This is a genomic window from Agromyces humi (genome assembly GCF_009720255.1).
Taxonomy (GTDB): Bacteria; Actinomycetota; Actinomycetes; order Actinomycetales; family Microbacteriaceae; genus Agromyces; species Agromyces humi.
This window is the reverse complement of sequence record NZ_WJSP02000037.1, coordinates 1-18,004: the sequence shown is the minus strand read 5'-3', so window position 1 is coordinate 18,004 and position 18,004 is coordinate 1. Positions and strand designations below refer to the sequence as shown.

Annotated in this window: 17 protein-coding genes; 10 read left to right on the top strand and 7 right to left on the bottom strand. The window is 70.5% G+C overall.

Annotated elements, in window-relative coordinates:
• From GH736_RS05845 to GH736_RS05835, 3 genes are all read left to right on the top strand, one after another.
• On the top strand, positions 1-1,290 hold a 1,290-nt coding region (locus GH736_RS05845), incomplete at its 5' end, for a beta-N-acetylhexosaminidase (RefSeq protein WP_159601123.1).
• A gap of 147 nt (positions 1,291-1,437) precedes the next feature.
• Entirely contained in the window at positions 1,438-2,898 is a 1,461-nt protein-coding gene (locus tag GH736_RS05840; RefSeq protein WP_159601121.1) for an APC family permease, read from the top strand.
• An 83-nt stretch (positions 2,899-2,981) separates the two neighbouring features.
• Complete coding sequence (locus GH736_RS05835; protein ID WP_159601119.1) at positions 2,982-3,377, top strand: hypothetical protein; 396 nt, start codon at positions 2,982-2,984, stop codon at positions 3,375-3,377.
• 13 nt (positions 3,378-3,390) lie between these two features.
• On the opposite strand, the gene GH736_RS05830 is transcribed toward GH736_RS05835, so the two are convergent.
• The 5 genes from GH736_RS05830 to GH736_RS05810 all read right to left on the bottom strand — a co-directional run bounded on the left by GH736_RS05830 (position 3,391) and on the right by GH736_RS05810 (position 8,638).
• On the bottom strand, positions 3,391-3,870 hold the full coding sequence (locus tag GH736_RS05830) for a GbsR/MarR family transcriptional regulator (protein ID WP_159601117.1): 480 nt from the start codon (positions 3,868-3,870) through the stop codon (positions 3,391-3,393).
• Between the two features lie 12 nt (positions 3,871-3,882).
• Positions 3,883-5,505: an ABC transporter permease gene (locus tag GH736_RS05825; RefSeq protein WP_159601115.1), complete on the bottom strand. Its 1,623-nt coding sequence runs from the start codon at positions 5,503-5,505 to the stop codon at positions 3,883-3,885.
• The gene (locus GH736_RS05820; protein ID WP_159601113.1) at positions 5,502-6,434 is read right to left on the bottom strand and encodes an ABC transporter ATP-binding protein; all 933 of its coding nucleotides are present in this window, start codon (positions 6,432-6,434) and stop codon (positions 5,502-5,504) included. The genes GH736_RS05825 and GH736_RS05820 overlap by 4 nt, the downstream gene beginning before the upstream one ends.
• Before the next feature lie 100 nt (positions 6,435-6,534).
• The gene (locus tag GH736_RS05815; protein WP_159601111.1) at positions 6,535-7,203 is read right to left on the bottom strand and encodes a potassium channel family protein; all 669 of its coding nucleotides are present in this window, start codon (positions 7,201-7,203) and stop codon (positions 6,535-6,537) included.
• A complete protein-coding gene (locus tag GH736_RS05810; protein ID WP_159601109.1) occupies positions 7,196-8,638 on the bottom strand; it encodes a TrkH family potassium uptake protein in 1,443 nt (480 codons plus the stop codon). The genes GH736_RS05815 and GH736_RS05810 overlap by 8 nt, the downstream gene beginning before the upstream one ends.
• Positions 8,639-8,712: 74 nt before the next feature.
• On the opposite strand from GH736_RS05810, the gene GH736_RS05805 reads away from it, so the two are divergent.
• The gene (locus GH736_RS05805; RefSeq protein WP_159601107.1) at positions 8,713-9,153 is read left to right on the top strand and encodes an ArsR/SmtB family transcription factor; all 441 of its coding nucleotides are present in this window, start codon (positions 8,713-8,715) and stop codon (positions 9,151-9,153) included.
• A 17-nt stretch (positions 9,154-9,170) separates the two neighbouring features.
• Here the strand turns inward: GH736_RS05805 and GH736_RS05800 are convergent, their stop codons facing one another.
• The gene (locus GH736_RS05800) at positions 9,171-9,680 is read right to left on the bottom strand and encodes a GNAT family N-acetyltransferase (protein ID WP_159601105.1); all 510 of its coding nucleotides are present in this window, start codon (positions 9,678-9,680) and stop codon (positions 9,171-9,173) included.
• 142 nt (positions 9,681-9,822) lie between these two features.
• Here GH736_RS05800 and GH736_RS05795 point away from each other — a divergent pair, with 142 nt between their 5' ends.
• The 6 genes from GH736_RS05795 (at position 9,823) to GH736_RS05770 (ending at position 16,880) form a co-directional block, all read left to right on the top strand.
• On the top strand, positions 9,823-9,921 hold the full coding sequence (locus GH736_RS05795; protein WP_003792170.1) for a 30S ribosomal protein bS22: 99 nt from the start codon (positions 9,823-9,825) through the stop codon (positions 9,919-9,921).
• 111 nt (positions 9,922-10,032) lie between these two features.
• Entirely contained in the window at positions 10,033-10,302 is a 270-nt protein-coding gene (locus GH736_RS05790) for a glutaredoxin family protein (RefSeq protein ID WP_407922327.1), read from the top strand.
• Positions 10,303-10,346: 44 nt separating this feature from the next.
• A complete protein-coding gene (locus GH736_RS05785) occupies positions 10,347-11,906 on the top strand; it encodes an FAD-dependent oxidoreductase (RefSeq protein ID WP_159601101.1) in 1,560 nt (519 codons plus the stop codon).
• Between the two features lie 105 nt (positions 11,907-12,011).
• Positions 12,012-14,333: an arylsulfatase gene (locus tag GH736_RS05780; protein WP_159601099.1), complete on the top strand. Its 2,322-nt coding sequence runs from the start codon at positions 12,012-12,014 to the stop codon at positions 14,331-14,333.
• A gap of 1 nt (position 14,334) precedes the next feature.
• Positions 14,335-15,261, top strand: a complete 927-nt coding sequence (locus tag GH736_RS05775; protein WP_159601097.1) for an HAD family hydrolase — start codon at positions 14,335-14,337, stop codon at positions 15,259-15,261.
• Positions 15,261-16,880 (top strand): SulP family inorganic anion transporter, encoded by a 1,620-nt coding sequence (locus GH736_RS05770; RefSeq protein WP_159601095.1) that lies wholly within the window; start codon positions 15,261-15,263, stop codon positions 16,878-16,880. The genes GH736_RS05775 and GH736_RS05770 overlap by 1 nt, the downstream gene beginning before the upstream one ends.
• A gap of 48 nt (positions 16,881-16,928) precedes the next feature.
• Here the strand turns inward: GH736_RS05770 and GH736_RS05765 are convergent, their stop codons facing one another.
• On the bottom strand, positions 16,929-17,831 hold the full coding sequence (locus GH736_RS05765) for a formylglycine-generating enzyme family protein (protein ID WP_159601125.1): 903 nt from the start codon (positions 17,829-17,831) through the stop codon (positions 16,929-16,931).
• Positions 17,832-18,004 lie beyond the last annotated feature (173 nt).

Genomic DNA, 18,004 nt, shown 5'->3' with positions numbered 1-18,004 from the left:
GACCGCGCGCCCCTCCGGCTCGACGGCGAGCCGCGGTTCGCCTGGCGGGGCGTCATGCTCGACGTCGCCCGCCGGTTCCGGCCGATGCCCGACCTGCTGCGCTTCGTCGACCTCCTCGCCGCGCACGGCCTCAACGTGCTGCAGCTGCACCTCACTGACGACCAGGGCTGGCGGTTCGAGGTGCGGCGGTATCCGCGGCTCACCGAGGCGGGCGGGCGGCGCAGCGAGTCGCAGCTGGGCCACGGGCCCTCCGCCACGGGCGACGGCGTGCCGCACGAGGGCTGGTACACCCAGCACGAGCTGCGCGAGCTGGTGCGATATGCCGCCGCGCGCGGCATCCGGATCGTGCCCGAGATCGATGTGCCCGGGCACGCCTGTGCCGTGCTCGCCGCCTATCCCGAGTACGGCGTGGGCGGCGTCGAGGCCGTGCGCGTCCGGGTGCCCGAGCCGTGGACCCGCTTCGGGATCTCCGACGAGGTGCTGAACGTCGAGGAGGAGACGGTTCGCTTCCTCTGCGACGTTTTCGACGAGGTGTGCGACGTGTTCGACTCCGACCTCGTCGGCATCGGGGGTGACGAGGCGCAGAAGGGCCGATGGCATGAGGACGCCCGCACGCGGGAGCTCATGGCCGAGCGCGGACTCGCCGACGAGGCGGAGCTGCAGGCGTGGTTCCTCGGCCGCATCGCCGCGCACCTCGCCGGCCGCGGACGACGGGTGATCGGGTGGGACGAGATGCTCGAGGGGCGCCCGCCCGCCGCCGACGCGGTGGTCGCATCGTGGCGCGGGCCGGTCGGTGCCGGTCTCGCCGCCCGGCTCGGTCACGAGGTCGTGCTCTGCCCCGACCTCTGGACGTACCTCGACTACCGGCAGTCGGATGACCCCGAGGAGCCGATTCCCGTGGGCACCGTGCTCTCGCTCGAGGATGCCGCCGCGTTCGAGCCGCTCCCGGCCGACGCCCCGCAGGTGCTGCGGGATCGCGTCGTGGGCGTGCAGGCGAACGTGTGGACGGAGCACCTCGACAGCAGGGCGCGGCTGGACTACGCCGTGTTCCCCCGGCTCGGGGCCTTCGCGGAGGTCGCCTGGAACGGCGGACCGCTCGCCTGGCACGACTTCGCCTCGCGGCTTCCCGGCTACCTCGCCTGGTTGGAGGCCGAGGGTGTGGACTTCCGCCCCCTCGACGGGCCACGGGCCGACCAGCGCCGCCCGGGCGTGCCCGGCGTGCCACGGGAGCGAGCCGACCGCATCGCGCAGCTCGAACGCCTCACCGCCGACCTCGCGGATCAGGCCTGACCTTCGGAATCCGCGCTGATTCGACTGATCCACGACGCATTCGTCTGCAGCACCTGCGGTGATCAACGAAATCCGCATGTGCATTCCGCGTCGTTGTGCTAGCGTCCCCCTGTCCTTCTCCTCTCACGGACGCACAGGAGCGATGCGATGACGCAGCCCGACCTCGAGACCGAGACCTCCCACATCCGGGCGGTCGAGTACGAGCAGCACCAGTTGAAGGCCGACGGCGTGAGCCCGGCCGGCTCGATCGTGATGGCGGTCGCCGGCAGCGCCCCCGCCTACTCGATCGCGGCCACCACCGCGACGCTCGTCGGGGTCGCCGGGCTGGGCGCGCCCGGCGCCCTGCTCTGGTGCGGACTCCCCATGCTCGGCATCGCGTGGGCGTTCCTGTACCTCGGCCGCGTCGACGTGCACGCCGGCGCCTCGTACTCGTGGGTCGCTCGCGGCCTGCACCCGATCCTGGGGTTCCTCTCGGGCTGGGCGCTCGTGATCTCGGCGACCATCTTCATGGTCGCGGGCGCGCTACCGGCCGGCGCCATGACCGTCTCGCTCTTCGATCCCACCCAGGCTGACAACGTGCCGCTCATCACGGCGGTCGGCGCACTGTGGTTCCTGGTGATGGCCGCCTGCGTGATCTTCGGCGTGACGGTGACGGCCCGCGCGCAGTGGATCATGTCGGTCGTCGAGGTCGGCATCCTCGTCGTGTTCGCCGCCGTCGCCATCTTCCGGGCGTCCACGAGCGAGCACGCCGGGCCGGACTTCTCGTGGGACTGGCTGGGCTTCACGCACCTGTCGGGAGCGGGCGTCTTCGTGGCATCCGCCCTGATCGCGGCGTTCTACTACTGGGGCTGGGACGTCGCGGCGAACCTCAACGAGGAGACCAAGGACGGCCACAAGTCGGCCGGATCAGCCGGCATCATCGGGGTCGTCATCGTCTTCCTCCTCTTCGAGGTCTTCACCATCGCGACGCTCGTCATGCTGCCCACCCAGACCATCGAGGACAACAGCGCCAACATCCTCTCGGTGCTGGGCGACGTCGTCTGGCCCGGCATCGGGGGCAAGATCCTCATCGTGGCGGTCGCGCTCTCGACGATCGCCACGCTCGAGACCACGCTCATCCAGGTGACCCGGACCCTCTTCGCGATGGGCCGCGACCGCACCATCCCGTTCGCGTTCGGAAGGATCAACCGACGCTGGAAGACGCCGGTCTTCGCCACCCTCGTGGTGGTCGGCGTCTCGGTCGTGCTCTTCGTCGGCTCGAACTTCCTCGGCAGCGTCGGGGACATCCTGTCGAACGCGATCAGCTCGATCGGGCTGCAGATCGCGTTCTACTACGCGCTGGCGGGGCTCGCCGTGGTGGTCGGCTTCCGGAAGGTGATCTTCAGGTCGGTCAAGAACTTCATCCTCATCGGCCTGTGGCCGGCGATCGGTGCGGTCTTCATGATCTTCATCTTCTTCAGCTCGATCCCGAACAACGACCCCATCGTGAACATCCTCGGCATCGGGCTCATCGTCGTCGGGCTGGTGCCCCTCGTGCTGTTCTACCGCAAGGCGCGCGCGTACTACACGCGTCGGCCGCTGGAGGTGCCCGAGGACTTCCATGCGTAGGTGTGGGCTGGGCCGGCCGCGGGGCATCCATCGACCGCGCGGCCGGGTCGGTCGGGGCGCCCGAGGTCCGATACCGTGATCGCATGGAAGCATCGGAGGTCATCTCGGTCGTCACCGAGGTGATCGGGTGGATCGCCCTCGCGGGCGCGCTCGTCTGCCTCCTGTTGGCCCTGCTCATCCGGCTCGCCGACGGCCGGTGGCTGCGCACCGACGCGGTCGTGATCGACCAGGAGCACGGCTCGACGGTGCGCTGGTTCGCGGAGGGGGCGTTCCACCAGCGTCGTCTCAGCGACGAGGAGCGCGTGCACGTCCGGAACCCCGAAGAGGAACCCGCCTACTATCGCGAGCGGGAGCCCGACCGGCTGCGCCTGCACGAACCGCCCGTCGGCCGGCGCGTGACCCGCTGGCTCGGATTCGTGCTGCTCGCGATCGCCTCGGTCGCGGGGCTCGTGAACCTCGTGCTCATGCTCGCGGGCTGAGCGGTTCGCATCCTCAGTCCATGGCGGGCTGCCCGCGCAGCGTCTCCCACTCGCGCATGAGGTCGGGCATGCGCGTGTCGACGAAGCGGTAGAACCGCGCCATCTCCCGTGCCCGCACGGCGCCGGCCGCGGTCTCGTCGCCGATCGCATCGGCGGCACGGTCGCCGAGCTCGGCGATCACCCCGTAGATCGGGCTCTTCGCCATGAGCGCCGTGTACCAGGCATCGTCGAGGAACTCCCACTTGTCGCGCCGGCTGCCCGGCTGGGGGAGCCGGTGCAGGATGCCGATCTGCTCGAGGTAGCGCACGGCACCCGAGATGGCGGCGGCGCTCACGCCGAGCTGCTCGCCGAGCTCGCTCGCCGTGAGGCCGCCGCGGTCGGCGACGACCAGGGCCATGAGCACGCGGGCGGGCATCCGTGGGAAGCCGGCCGCGGTGAGGACCGCGGCCGACTGGTCGACCGCGGCCTTCAGGCCCTGCTCGTCGCGTGGCATCCGCTCAGTCTCTCATCCGCCGCTCGCGAGTTCGCGGCGGCGCATGGCGAGCACGGCGACCGCGCCCGCGGCGAGTCCGATCACCAGCATCCAGATGCCGCCCGACCAGTCGGTCTCCCCGCCCGCCGGCACCGGCGAGTGCGCGAACGGCGAGAGGTCGATCGCCCACTCGGGGAACTGCAGGATCGGTCCGAAGGTGCCGAGGATCGCCGCCAGGCCGACCGCCGTCCAGCCGACCGTGATCGTCGCGCGGGGCAGGAACGCGAACACCAGCAGCGTCAGCCCGAGGAACACGAGGCACGCCGGCAGCTGCGCCGCCGCCGCTTCGAGCACATTGGGCACGAGCGACTCGGGATCGGATGCCGCGCCCGCGCCGGCGATGCCCGCGAGCGCCGCAGCGGCCAGCACGATGACGATGACGATCGTGCCGACGATCCAGTACTCGAGGAGCCAGCGGATGCGCGGGATGGGCGTGCCGAGCACCAGCTCGGCAGTGCCGTGGGCCTCCTCCTGACGAGCCCGGATGCCGACCTGGACGGCGCAGCACGCGGCCAGCACGCCGACGATGCCGTAGAACACCGCGACGAACGCCTCCTCGATCGACGCCTCACTGCCGATGGCGCGCCGCAGCGTCTCGAGCACCGCCGGAGTGTCGGTGGCGGCCTGGTTGACGACCGAGGAGAGTGAGGTCGCGAGCAACCCGGTGGCGACGGCGCCGGCCGTCCACGACAGCAGGATCGACGTGTTGAGCCGCCAAGCCAGCCCGAACGAGCTCGAGAGGACCGGACCGGCGGTCGAGCGCCCGGGCCTCCCGGCGAGGAGGCTCGCGCCCTGGTCGCGCACCGACTGCAGGGCGAAGACCACGCCGACCAGCACCGCCGCGAACGCGAGCGGGATGAGCAGCGGCGTCAGGTCGTTCTCGACGTAGGCGCCGGTGAACTGCCCGTACCCCATCGGCGACAGCCAGCTCGGCCAGGCGGGCGTCACGTGCAGCAGGTCCTCGGATGGCGTGCCGGCCGCGTCGCCGATGCCGCGCAGCAGGTAGGCGGCGAGGACGAAGGCGACTGAGATCCCGTTGGCGCCGCGCGACGTGCGGAACAGCTGGGCGGCGAACAGCCCGAACGCGAGGAACGCGAAGCCCGAGACCGCGATGGCCGCACCCCAGACGAACGATCCGACGACCTCCAAGCCGTTCGCCATGAGCGCGAGGGCGATGAACAGGCCGAGCACGAGGTTGGCGAGCACGCCGTGCACGACCGTGGCGGTCGTGGGCAGGATGCGGCCCGCGGGCGTCGCGGCGATCGACTCCGCGCGGCCCTGCTCCTCCTCCTGCCGCGTGTGGCGCACGGCGAGGAACGTGCTCATGAGGCCGCCCATGAGCGCCAGCCACGCGAACAGCAGGAAGAACGCGAACGCGCCGTCGCTGATGCCGTTCGGCGTGCCGCGGAAGATGAGGATCGTGCGGGTCGCGATGGCCACGCCGAGGATCTCGCGCCGGTCCTGCTCCTCGCCGTAGGTGTCGTACACCGCGGAGATGGAGGCGTAGGCGAGCAGCGCGGTGCCGAGGATCCACAGGGCGAGCTGCAGCCGGTCGCGGCGGATGCGCTGCCGCAGCAGCACGAGGAACGGAGTCACGCGCGGGCCTCGGCTTCGGCGGGGGCGAGCTCTTCGCCGTAGTGGCGCAGGAAGAGGTCCTCGAGCGAGGGCGGGGCGACGGTCAGTCCCTGCACCTCGAGGCGGGCGAGCTCGGGCAGGACAGCGGCCACCTGGTCGCTGTCGACGGTGAACCGCACGCGGCCGCTGTCGATGAGGAGGTCGTGGATGCCCGGGATCGCGGTGACCGCGGCCTCCCTCGCCGGGTCGTGCGCGAAGGAGACCTCGGTGCGGGTGAGGTGGCGGAGCTCGGCGAGGGTGCCGCTCTCGACGGTCTTCCCGGCGCGGATGATGCTGACGCGGTCGCAGAGGGCCTCGACCTCGGAGAGGATGTGGCTCGAGAGCAGCACGGTCGACCCGTCCCTGGCGATGCGGTCGACCTCGCGGTTGAACATCTGCTCCATGAGCGGGTCGAGACCGCTGGTCGGCTCGTCGAAGAGGTAGAGCTCGGCCGGGGTCGCGAAGGCGGCGATCAGCGCGACCTTCTGCCGATTGCCCTTGGAGTACGACCGACCCTTCTTGCGCGGGTCGAACTGGAACGCCTCGCAGAGCCGCTCCTTGCGGGCGCGGTACGCGGCCTTGTCGCTCGTGCCGCCGCGCAGCCGGCTCAGCAGGTCGATCGCCTCGCCGCCGGTGAAGTTCGGCCAGATGGAGACGTCGCCCGGCACGTAGGCGATGCGACGGTGCAGCTCGGCGGCGTCGGTCCACGGGTCGCGGCCGAAGAGCGTCGCCTCGCCTCCCGACGCGCGCGCCAGCCCGAGCAGGATGCGCAAGGTGGTGGTCTTGCCGGCCCCGTTCGGGCCGAGGAATCCGTGCACCTCGCCGGCCTCGACCGACAGGTCGAGTCCGTCGAGGGCGATGGTGCGCCCGAACCGCTTCTGGAGGCCCCGGGCGCTGAGTACTGTGGTCATGCCCGCGATGCTACGCCCGATTCACAATTTTGTGAATACAGAGAACATCGGATGCCGCGGCGGCCACGATCGCGCACCGCGAGCCCGCGGCATCCGCCCGCTATTCGAGCGCCGCGAACTTCTCGATGTCGCCCTCGGTGCCCGATACGATGATGAGGTCGTGGTTCGAGACCACGGTGTCCTGGGTCGCATACGTGAACGGTTTGCCGGGGCTCTTCACGCCCACGACCGTCACCCGGTGCTTCGACCGCACGCCCGACTCGGTGAGGTTCTTGCCGCGGATCGGCTTGGGCGGGTACATCTTCACGAGGGCGAAATCGTCGTCGAACTCGATGAAGTCGAGCATGCGCCCGCTCACCAGGTGCGCGGTGCGCTCGCCCGCCTCGCGTTCGGGATAGATGACGTGGTTCGCGCCGATGCGCTCGAGGATCTTGCCGTGCGAGGTCGAGATCGCCTTCGCCCAGATCTGCGGGATGCGCAGGTCGACGAGGTTCGCGGTGATCAGCACGGATGCCTCGATCGACGAGCCGACCGCGCAGACGGCCGTCGAGAAGTCCTGCGCGCCGATCTGGCGGAGCGCGTCGATGTTGCGCGCGTCGGCGACGACCGCGTGGGTCACCCGCTCGGCCCACTTCTGCACGAGGCCCTCGTCGTCGTCGACGGCGAGCACCTCGCGGCCGAGCCGGTCGAGCTGTCCGGCGGTGGCGGCGCCGAACCGGCCGAGGCCGATCACGAGCACCGGAGCGTCGTGTCTGATCCGATCAACCAACGATGGGCCTCTCTTCCGGACGGCGATACAACTGCCGGCGTTGGCTCGCCGCCAGCGCCGCGGCGAGTGTCACTGTACCAACCCGCCCCATGAACATCGTGGCGGCCATGACGTACACCGCCGAGGGTGGCAGGTCGGCGGTGAGGCCGGTCGACAGGCCGCAGGTGGCGAACGCCGAGATGACGTCGAAGAGCACGAAGTCGAGCGGCTGCTTCGTGATCTGCGAGATGGCGATCGAGGAGACCGCGACGATCGTCGCGCCCCACAGCACGACGCTGACGGCGAGGCGAAGGATGTCACGGGGGATGCGCCGGCCGAACGCCTCCATCGCGGGTGCACCGCGGGCCTCGGCGAACGCCGCGAGGAACAGCACGGCCAGCGTGGTCACCTTGATGCCGCCCGCGGTCGACGCCGAGCCGCCTCCGACGAACATGAGCATGTCGGTCACGAGCAGGCTCGAGCCGTTGAGGTCGGCCATGTCGATGGTCGCGAAGCCGCCCGAGCGGGTCATCATCGACATGAAGAAGGACTCGAAGATCGTGGTGCCGGCGTCCAGGCGGCCGTACGTCTTCGGGTTGTCGTACTCGAGCAGCAGGAAGGCCGCGGCGCCGAGCACGAAGAGGATGAGCGTGGTGGTGAGCGTGAGCTTCACGTGCACGCTCCACCTGCGCGGCTGCCGCCACGACCGAGCGAGGGCGAAGATCACGGGGAATCCGAGGCTGCCGAGGAACACGCCGATCATCAGCATCGACAGCATCCAGAAGTCGCTCTGGAACGGTGCGAGACCGCCCGGATTGGGGCTGAACCCGGTGTTCGTGAACGCCATCGCGGCGTAGTAGAAGCTGTACCAGACCGAGTGGAACGCCCCGTAGCCCGCGGACAGGAAGCTCGGGATCATCGCGATGGCGATCACCAGCTCGATGACGAGGGCGCTGATGGCGACGGTGACGAGCAGCCCGCCGACCTCGCCGAGCCGCACCGCCTGGCCCTCCGAGACCGGACCGACGTGGATGCGCGACGGGTTGCTGTCGCTGGCGGCGATGAGCTTGGCCCGCAGGCCCAGCCGGCGGGAGATGACGAGGCCGAGGATCGACGCCAGCGTCAGCACGCCGATGCCGCCGATGTTCACGCCGATGAACACGAGCGCATTGCCGAACGGCGACCAGTGCGTCGCCATGTCGACGGTCGCGAGACCGGTGACGCAGATCACCGAGACCGCCGTGAACAGCGCGTCGTACAGCGGCGTGCCCGACCCCTCGCCGGCCCGCGCGATCGGCAGCGAGAAGAGCAGGGTGAACAGCAGCACGAGGCCGGCGAAGATCAGGATCGCGAATCGCGACGGCGAGTTGCGCACCAGCGCGTCGACTGCATCCCGCAACCGGCCGATCCAGGAGCGCGACGGCACACCGCGCCGGCGGAACGGCTGTGCCGTCATCGGACCCCCTCACGCCTCCGTCTGACAACGCGTGAGTCATGGTACTCCCCGCCGGGAATGACTAGCCTTGACCCATGGCGGACATCTTCGACGTGGTGGCGGATACGACCCGACGCGACATCCTCGCGGTCCTCCTCGAGCGCGAGACGTCCGTTCCCGCGTCCGGCGGCGAGATCAGCGTCTCCGAGATCGTCTCGACCCTCGGCCTCAGCCAGCCCACCGTCTCCAAGCACCTCAAGGTGCTCCGCGAGGCCGGTCTCGTGGGCGTGCGCGAAGAGGGCCAGCACCGGTACTACCACCTCGACCGAGGCCCCCTCGAGGTACTCGAGGACTGGCTCATTCCGTTCGTGTCATCCGATGCGGCAGCGGATGCCGCGACCCTCGCCGGGGTCGATTCCGACGACGCGGCCTCGCTGAACCACGACCAGCTCGCCCTCGCCTCGGCGATCGGCAAGGCCTTCGCCGAGACGGCCCAGAAGGTCACCGCGGTGGTCGGGCCGAAGAAGCGCAAGTAGCCGCACGTTCATCGCGCTCAGCGCAGCGGCTTGATCATCTCCAGCTCCAGCCCGCCCGGCGCGAGCTCGTATTCGCGGCTGCGCCCGGTGAGCGTGAATCCGAGCTTCTCGTAGAAGCGTCGCGCGCGCGGGTTGTCCTCGTGCACCTCGAGTCGAAGGGTGTCGCCGTGCTCGCGCGCCCAGTCCTCGACGGCCTCCAGCAGCAGGCGGGTGACCCCGATCGCGTCGCCGCGGTAGTCGGGCGCGACGTAGACGCCGACGAGCAGCGGGCCGGTGGTGCCCTTGGGGATGTACCCGCCCATGTGCCCCACCCAGCGGTCGCCGTCGATCGCGACGATCGAGGTCTGGCCCGGGCTCGTGCCCCGCGCGGCGCGGAGTCGCCAACCCGCCTCGTCGACCTCCTCGGCGTGCTCGAGGGTCTCGCCGTAGGCGAGCGGGTAGTCGCGCAGCATCTCGAGTCGCAGGGTGCGCACCGAGGCCCAGTCGTCCTCGGTCGTGGTGCGGATGACGACGTCGTGGGCGCGCATTCCTCGACGCTAACGCATGCCGAGAAGACGGATGGAACGGGCGCGGACGGGCGCGCCCGCCGGATCGGCTAGACTAACCCGAGGCTTTCCCGCCTCTGGCTGCGGCACGCGCGGCCGTCTCGATCTTTTCTGTGAGGTTTCGATGGGTTCCGTCATCAAGAAGCGCCGCAAGCGCATGGCGAAGAAGAAGCACCGCAAGCTGCTTCGCAAGACGCGTCACCAGCGTCGCAACAAGAAGTAGTCGTCCTTCGCACGACCGGCAGAGCGCCAGGCCAGGCGGCCTGGCGTTTTCGCTTTCCTCGTCGACCACTCGTCGACGATTCCCCCGCGCCGCATGCGTAGGCTGGAACGCGTGACCCGCGACATCCGTCTCACCCTCATCGGCAAGCCCGGCTGCCACCTGTGCGACGACGCGCGCGTGGTCGTGCAGTCGGTGATGGCCGAGATCGAGGCGACGGATGCCGCGAGCCGCATGTCGCTCGAGGAGCGATCCATCCTCGACGACGCCGACCTCGCGGCGCAGTACGCCGAGGAGATCCCCGTGCTCCTGATCGACGGCGAGGTGCACGACTACTGGCGTGTCGACCCCGTGCGGCTGAAGACGGCGCTGCTCGCACGCTGACCGACGTCATTGCGCTCCACCCCGGGTGGGCGTTGACTGGTCGCATGACTTCGCTGTGGGCGGCACAGTCCGTGGTCCACGAGCCCGGGTCGACGCCCGTGCTCCCACGATCGGATGGTTCACCGCCTCCGGCGGATCGCTTCGACGTCGCCGTGGTCGGCGCGGGCATCACCGGCCTCTCGACGGCGCTCATGCTGCGCCGCGCCGGCGCGCACGTCGTCGTGCTCGAGGCGGATCACGTGGCGGCGCTCGCGACGGGCGGCAACACGGGCAAGGTCAGCGTCCTCCAGTCGGCGATGCTGCAGCGCATCCGGGCGGCGCATTCGGCGCGCGTGGTGCGCGCGTACGCCGACGCGAACCTCGACGGGCTGCGCTGGATCGCCGAGTTCGCTGCGCAGCACGGCGTGCCCGTCTCTGAGGAGACCGCCTACAGCTACGCCGTCTCCGACGACGGACTCCGCACGGTCGATCGCGAGTTCGAAGCGGCCGCCGAGGCGGGGCTGCCGGTCGAACGCGTCGACGGGATGCCGCAGCTGCCGTTCCCCTTCGCCGGCGCGGTCGCCCTCTCGGGGCAGCTCGGGCTGGACCCGTACCGGCTCGCGCTCGCGATGGCCCGCGCGTTCGTCGCCGAGGGCGGCGTGCTGCTCGAGGGCATGCGGGTGCAGCACGTCGACGCGTCCAAGCCCGTGCAACTCCGCACGCCGCGCGGCACGGTGCGCGCGGATGCCGCGGTCATCGCCACGGGCGCTCCGACCATGACCCGCGGGCTCTACTTCGCGAAGACCCGTCCGCTGCGCTCTCACCTCACGTCGTATCGCGTCGAGGAGGCTCCGCCGCCCGGGCTCTTCATCTCGGTGGACGACCCGACGCGGTCGATCCGCACGACGCCCGACGTCCTCGGCGGCGTCGACGCGACGCCGCTGCTCCTCGTCGGCGGCAATGGGCATCCGGTGGGTCGCGCCCCGTCGACCGAGGCCCGCGTGCGCGACCTGGTCTCGTGGACGGGCCGGCACTTCCCGAGCGCCGAGCTCACGCACCGGTGGGCGGCGCAGGACTACCAGTCGGCCAACCTCGTGCCCTTCGTCGGGCGGATGCCGCGGGGCTTCGGCCGCGTGTGGCTCGCGACGGGATACGCCAAGTGGGGCCTCGCGAACGGCGCCGCCGCCGGCATCCGCATCTCGGAGGAGATCCTCGGACTCCCGTGGGGGGAACGCCGCCCGTGGATCCGAGTACTCGGCACCCGAACGACGATGCCGTCCGACCTCGGGCGGGGTGCCGCGGAGGGCGCGCGCGTGGCGCGTTGGATCGCCACCGGCTGGGGCGGGGCGGCCCTGCATCCGGCTCCGGCTGAAGCGCCCGCCGAGGGCCAAGGTGTCGTGGTGTCGAGGGCGGGCGTGCCCTACGGGGTCTCCACGGTCGAGGGCCGCACCTGTGCGGTGCGCGCAGTCTGCACGCACCTCGGCGGGGTGCTGCGGTGGAACGACGCCGAGACGAGCTGGGACTGCCCGCTGCACGGCTCGCGCTTCGAGGCATCCGGCCGCCGGATCGAGGGGCCCGCCGTGCGCGACCTGCCGCAGGCGCCGCGCGTACCCGAAGCAAGCTGAGGCTCGCTCGCGATTCGCTCCTTGCCTTGCCGGATGCCGCATGACAGCGTTGGAGGCAGACCACCGGCGCCGGTGGTCGACGGCGCTCTGGGGAGGGGTTCGAACGTGGCACGCGAATTCAAGGGGAAGATCGAGCTCGACATCCGCGATTCGACGCCCGACTGGGGTGCGTACGAGGAGCAGGCGGCGCCCGAGGGTGCACCGAACGTCCTCGTCATCCTGTTCGACGACACGGGCCTCGCCGCGTGGTCGCCGTACGGCGGACGCATCGAGATGCCGACGCTCGACCGGCTCGCCGCGAACGGCCTGACATACTCGCAGTGGCACACGACCGCGCTGTGCTCTCCCACGAGGTCGAGCTTCCTCACCGGGCGGACCCACCACCAGAACGCATTCGCGACCATCTCGGAATCGGCGGTCGGATTCCCCGGCTACAACGGCCACATCCCGAAGTCGAACGCCTCGATCGCGCGCATCCTCCGCGACGCCGGGTGGTCGACGTTCTGGGTCGGCAAGAACCACAACGTGCCGGTCAATGCGATCTCGAGCGGCTCGAACCGCAGCGAATGGCCGCTCGGCCACGGCTTCGACCGGTTCTACGGCTTCATCGGCGGCGAGACGAACCAGTGGTACCCCGACCTCGCGGTCGACAACCACTACATCGACCAGCCGTACTCGCCCGAGGAGGGCTACCACCTCTCGAAGGACCTCGCCGACCAGGCGATCCGGATGCTGCGCGACACGAAGCAGTCCAACCCCGACAAGCCGTGGTACCTGTGGTTCTGCCCCGGTGCGAACCACGCGCCGCATCACGCCCCGCAGGAGTACATCGACAAGTACAAGGGGAAGTTCGACGACGGGTACGAGGCGTACCGCGAGTGGGTGCTGCCCCGAATGATCGAGCGCGGCATCCTGCCGGAGGGCACCGAACTCACCGACCTCAACCCGATGACCGAGGGCACGTTCTCGCCCGGTGACTCCGTGCGTCCGTGGAGCGAGCTCAGCGACGCCGAGAAGGCGCTCTTCTCGCGCACGGCCGAGGTCTACGCCGGATTCTCGGAGTACACCGACGCCCAGGTCGGGCGCATCATCGATCACCTCGAGCAGTCGGGCCAGCTCGAGAACACGCTCATCATCTACGCCGCCGACAACGGCGCCTCCGGCGAGGGGAGCCCCAACGGGTCGATCAACGAGAACCTGTTCTTCAACGGCTACCCCGAGGACATCGAGCAGAACCTCGCGATGATCGACAAGCTCGGCGGGCCCGAGGCGTACAACCACTACCCGACGGGCTGGGCGGCCGCGTTCTCGACGCCATTCCGCATGTTCAAGCGCTACTCGTACGCCGGCGGCTCGGCCGACCCGCTGGTCATCAGCTGGCCCGCGCGCATCTCCGCCAAGGGCGAGGTGCGCAGCCAGTACCACCACTGCACCGACATCGTTCCGACGATCCTGGAAGCGTGCGGGGTCGAAGTCCCCTCGGTGGTGGACGGCGTCGAGCAGACGCCGATGCCCGGCGTGGCGATGAACTACTCCTTCGACGAGGCCGAGGCGCCGACCGCGAAGCAGACCCAGTACTACGAGATGCTCGGCACGCGCGGCATCTGGCACGAGGGCTGGAAGGCCGTCACCGAGCACGGCCCCATCCCGATCGGCCTCGGCCACTTCGACCAGGACAGGTGGCAGTTGTTCCACGTCGAGGAGGACCGCGCCGAGGCGCACGACCTCGCCGACCAGTATCCCGAGAAGCTCGAGGAGCTGAAGGCGCTCTGGCTCTCGGAGGCCCAGAAGTTCGACGTGCTGCCGTTGAACGACCTCGGCGTCGCGGAGCTCATCGAGCTCGAGTACCACCGTCCGCTGCCGGTCGACGGTCGGTTCACGTACTACCCGCAGACGACCGAGGTGCAGGAGCAGCTCGCTGCGCGCACCCAGCAGGTGTCGTTCAAGATCATCGCCGACGTCGACTTCACGCCCGATTCGCAGGGGGTGATCGTCGCGCAGGGCTCCCGGTTCGGCGGCTACAGCCTGTATGCCCAAGACGGAACGCTCTCGTTCGTGTACAACTTCCTCGGCATCCCACCCGAGCAACGAGTCTCGACCGGCCTTCCGTCCGCAGGCCGGCACCTCGTCGGCGTCGGGTTCGAGAAGCAGGGCAACGGCGAGCACGGCGAGGCGCTCGGCATGCTCACGCTCTACGTCGACGACGAGGCCGTGAGCTCGCAGCAGATCCGCACCCAGCTCGGCCGGTACGCTCTCACGGGCGAGGGACTCAGCGTAGGGTATGACTCGGGCGACACCGTGACTGCGAGCTACCCGAACCGCTTCGAGTTCACGGGCGGCACCATCCGCGAGGTCGTCTACGACGTGGCCGACGACCACTACATCGACGTCGAGAAGGAATTCGCGGCCAAGCTCGCGAGCGACTGAGATGGCGCGCCCGCTCCCGTCGTGGTCCGAGGGACCCACCCGCGACGCGATCCTCGACTTCGTGGCATCCGTCACCGAAGGGCCCGATGTGGTGCCCGAGGAGCAGCGCGTCGCAGTCTTCGACAACGACGGCACGCTCTGGACCGAGAAGCCGATGCCCACCCAGCTGCACTACATCGTGCAGCAGTGGCGGGCCGCGGCCGAGGCCGACCCGTCGCTCGCCGAGCACCAGCCGTATCGGTCGGCGGTGAGCGGTGACCTCGCCTGGCTCGGTGCCGCCATCGACAAGCACTACGACGGCGACGAGTCCGACGTCCAGACCCTGATCGGCGCGATCGTGCGCCTCACCGACGGCATGAGCGTCGAGCAGTACGCCAGCTCGGTGGCCGAGTTCTACCGGACGGCGAAGCACCTCACGCTGCAGCGCGCGTACCGCAACGCCGTCTACACGCCAATGGTCGAGCTCATGCGCTTCCTCGAGGCGAACGGCTTCACCTGCTACATCGTCTCGGGCGGCGACCGTGACTTCATGCGGCCCATGACCGAGGACTACTACGGCATCCCGCCCGAGCGCGTGATCGGCTCGGCGCTCGGACTGCGGTACGACGAGGACGAGGCGCAGGTGCGTTACACCGACGCCTTCGACTTCCTCGACGACGGCGACGAGAAACCCATCCGCATCTGGAGCCGCATCGGCCGACGACCCATCCTGGCGGCCGGCAACTCCAACGGGGACGTCCCGATGCTCGACTTCGCCCACCAGGGCGCGATCGGGCTCGCGCTGCTCGTGCACCACGACGACGACACGGGTCGCGGTGACGCGCCCTACGACCAGGGTGCGCAGAAGGCGCTCGCCGCGGCATCCGAGCGTGGCTTCACCGTCGTGAGCGTCAAGCGGGACTGGTCGACCGTCTTCGCGGAGGCCTGATGACGGCGGATGCCGCGACGCGGCGTCCCCGGCTCTTCCCGACGCTCGCGGGGTACCGACGGGAGTGGCTGTGGCGCGACCTGCTGGCGGGGCTCTCGGCGGGGGCGGTCGTGATCCCGCAGGCGATGGCCTACGCGACGATCGCGAACCTGCCGGTGCAGACCGGCCTCTACACGTGCATGGTGCCGATGCTCGTCTACGCCATGCTCGGCGGATCGCGGGCGATGAGCGTGTCGACGACGTCGACGATCGCCACGCTGACGGCGACGACGCTCGTCTCCGCCGGCGTCGCGGCCGACTCCGACGACCCCATCCCCGACCTGATGGCGCTCACGTTCCTCGTCGGCGTGATCCTGCTCCTCGCCCGGCTCGGCCGGCTCGGCTCGCTCGTCGAGAACATCTCCAAGGCGACGATCACCGGTGTGCAGATCGGCGTCGGCGCGACCGTCGCGGTGGGTCAGCTGCCGAAGCTCCTCGGCGAGTCCGAGAACTTCTCGGGGCACGGGTTCATCCGCTCGCTCGTCGCCGTGATCGAGGCGCTGCCCGGGGCGAACCTCGCGACGATCCTGCTCTCCGCGGCCTCGATCGCGGCGCTGCTCGTGGCAAGGCGGTGGCTGCCGCGGGTGCCGGGGCCGCTCATCGTCGTGGCCGGCGGCATCCTGCTCGTGGCCCTGATCGGCGCCGACGACGCCGGGGTCGAGCTCATCGCACCGGTGCCGCAGGGATTCCCGCCGCCCGAGCTGCCGTCGTTCGCGAACGTCGGCGCGCTCGTGCCCGGGGCGCTGGCGATCGCCGTCATGGCGCTCCTCGAGTCGGCGGCGGTCGCCCGCGGCATCCGCAAGCCCGGTGAGACGCAGATCGACAGCAACCAGGAACTGTTCGCGACGGGTGCCGCGAACACGGTCGGCGCGTTCTTCCAGACGCTCCCCGCGGCCGGAGGCTTCTCGCAGAGCGCCGTGAACCAGGGGGCGGGCGCGCGCAGCCAGCTGTCGTCGATCGTCACGGTGGTGCTGGCGCTGCTGGTCGCGCTGTTCCTCGCTCCGCTGCTGAGCCTGCTGCCGCAGGCGACGCTCGCCTCGCTCGTCTTCGTGGCCGTCATCGGGCTCGTGGACCTCGGTGCGCTGGCGCGGTTCTGGCGCATCAGCCGCAACGACTTCTGGGTCGCCCTCGTCACCGCGCTCGTCGGCCTGACCGCCGGGCTGCTCCCCGCGGTGGCCGTCGGGCTCGTCGGCACGTTCTTCGTCGTCTTCCGGGAGCTGAACCGCCTGCGGGTGGCTCCCGAGGCGGTCGTCGACGGGGTGCTGCCGATCCGGCTCGAGGGACCGCTCTACACCGCGAACGTGCTCGCCAACGAGAACGCGATCCTCGACCAGGCCGCGGCCCACCCCGGCATCCGCGCCGTCGCCGTGGAGCTCACGCGGTTCTCGACGACCTCGATCACGGTGCTCGACACGCTCGCCGACCTCGACCGGGAGCTCGCGGCCATCGGGATCGAACTGCGGCTCGCGGTCGCCCCGGGCGGCGGCACCGAGATGGCGCGGCGCACCTCGTGGTTCGCCGGCCTCGAGGCGGGCGGGCGCCGGTTCGACACGCTCGACGAGGCGGTCGCGGGGCGTTGAGCCGGGACGGGGTTCGTCGGCTTCGTCGGGTTCGTCGGCCTCGTCGCCTCAGGCCGCGTCGCGTGCGCAGCGGAACCCGATGTGGGTCGTCGCGGTGTCGTCGGCCTGCGGCGAGCGCGCCGCCGGGCGATAGCGCAGGCAGTACTCGGGCGAGCACAGGTGCGATCCGCCCTTCAGCACCCGGCGGGGGATGCGCGAGCCGGGCTCGGCGGATGCCGCGGCGAGCAGGTTCTCGCGCGAGCCGGGGTCGACCGGGGCGCGGCCGGGCACCTCGTGCCTCGGCGCGTAGAAGTCGGTGGTCCACTCCCACACGTTGCCGGTGACGTCGTAGAGGCCGTAGCCGTTCGCCGGGAACGTCATGACGGGCGACGTGCCCACCCAGCCCGCGGCACCCGTGTTCTCGTAGGGGAAGTGCCCCTGCCACTGGTTCGCCATGAGCTCACCGTCGGGTCGTTCCTCGTCACCCCACGCGAACCGCGCGCCCTCGAGGCCGCCGCGGGCGGCGTACTCGAACTCGGCCTCGGTGGGCAGCCGCTTGCCGGCCCACTCGGCGTAGGCCGCGGCATCCGCGAGGCTCACCTGCACGACCGGATGCGTCGGCCGGTCGTCGACGGATGACCCCGCGCCGAACGGATGCCGCCAGCTGGCGCCCTCGCCCCAGCGCCACCACTGCCGCCAGTCGCGCAGGTCGACGGGGCCCGCGGTCGGCGTGAAGACGAGCCCGCCCGGCACGAGCCCGTCGGGGTCGACGCCAGGGAAGTCCGCCGGGTCGAGCGGGCGCTCGGCCACCGTGACGTAGCCCGTCGCCGCGACGAACGCGGCGAACTGCTCGTTCGTGACGGGGTGCGCGTCGATCTCGAACGCCTCGACCGTGCGCTCGTGCACGGGTGTCTCGTCGGGGTAGAACTCGGTCGAGCCCATGCGGAACGTGCCGCCCTCGATCCGCACCATCGGCGTCGCCCGCCACGCGGGCGTCACGGAGGCCGATGCCGCCGGTGCCCGCGCTCGAGCCGTTGTTCTCGCACCGGTGCTGCGACGAGGGCGGACGCTGCGATCGCGCCGGCGCCGATGATCAGCAGGATCCGCTGGAATCGTTGCCTCAGTGTGGTGTTCGGGGTGGCTGT

Bases quoted from the DNA above. Each gene is read 5' to 3' on its own strand.
- GH736_RS05840 (WP_159601121.1), top strand. From the start codon at position 1,438: ATGACGCAGCCCGACCTCGAGACCGAGACCTCCCACATCCGGGCGGTC.
- GH736_RS05835 (WP_159601119.1), top strand. From the start codon at position 2,982: ATGGAAGCATCGGAGGTCATCTCGGTCGTCACCGAGGTGATCGGGTGG.
- GH736_RS05830 (WP_159601117.1), bottom strand. From the start codon at position 3,870: ATGCCACGCGACGAGCAGGGCCTGAAGGCCGCGGTCGACCAGTCGGCC.
- GH736_RS05820 (WP_159601113.1), bottom strand. From the start codon at position 6,434: ATGACCACAGTACTCAGCGCCCGGGGCCTCCAGAAGCGGTTCGGGCGC.
- GH736_RS05810 (WP_159601109.1), bottom strand. From the start codon at position 8,638: ATGACGGCACAGCCGTTCCGCCGGCGCGGTGTGCCGTCGCGCTCCTGG.
- GH736_RS05805 (WP_159601107.1), top strand. From the start codon at position 8,713: ATGGCGGACATCTTCGACGTGGTGGCGGATACGACCCGACGCGACATC.
- GH736_RS05800 (WP_159601105.1), bottom strand. From the start codon at position 9,680: ATGCGCGCCCACGACGTCGTCATCCGCACCACGACCGAGGACGACTGG.
- GH736_RS05795 (WP_003792170.1), top strand. From the start codon at position 9,823: ATGGGTTCCGTCATCAAGAAGCGCCGCAAGCGCATGGCGAAGAAGAAG.
- GH736_RS05785 (WP_159601101.1), top strand. From the start codon at position 10,347: ATGACTTCGCTGTGGGCGGCACAGTCCGTGGTCCACGAGCCCGGGTCG.
- GH736_RS05775 (WP_159601097.1), top strand. From the start codon at position 14,335: ATGGCGCGCCCGCTCCCGTCGTGGTCCGAGGGACCCACCCGCGACGCG.
- GH736_RS05770 (WP_159601095.1), top strand. From the start codon at position 15,261: ATGACGGCGGATGCCGCGACGCGGCGTCCCCGGCTCTTCCCGACGCTC.
- GH736_RS05765 (WP_159601125.1), bottom strand. From the start codon at position 17,831: ATGGTGCGGATCGAGGGCGGCACGTTCCGCATGGGCTCGACCGAGTTC.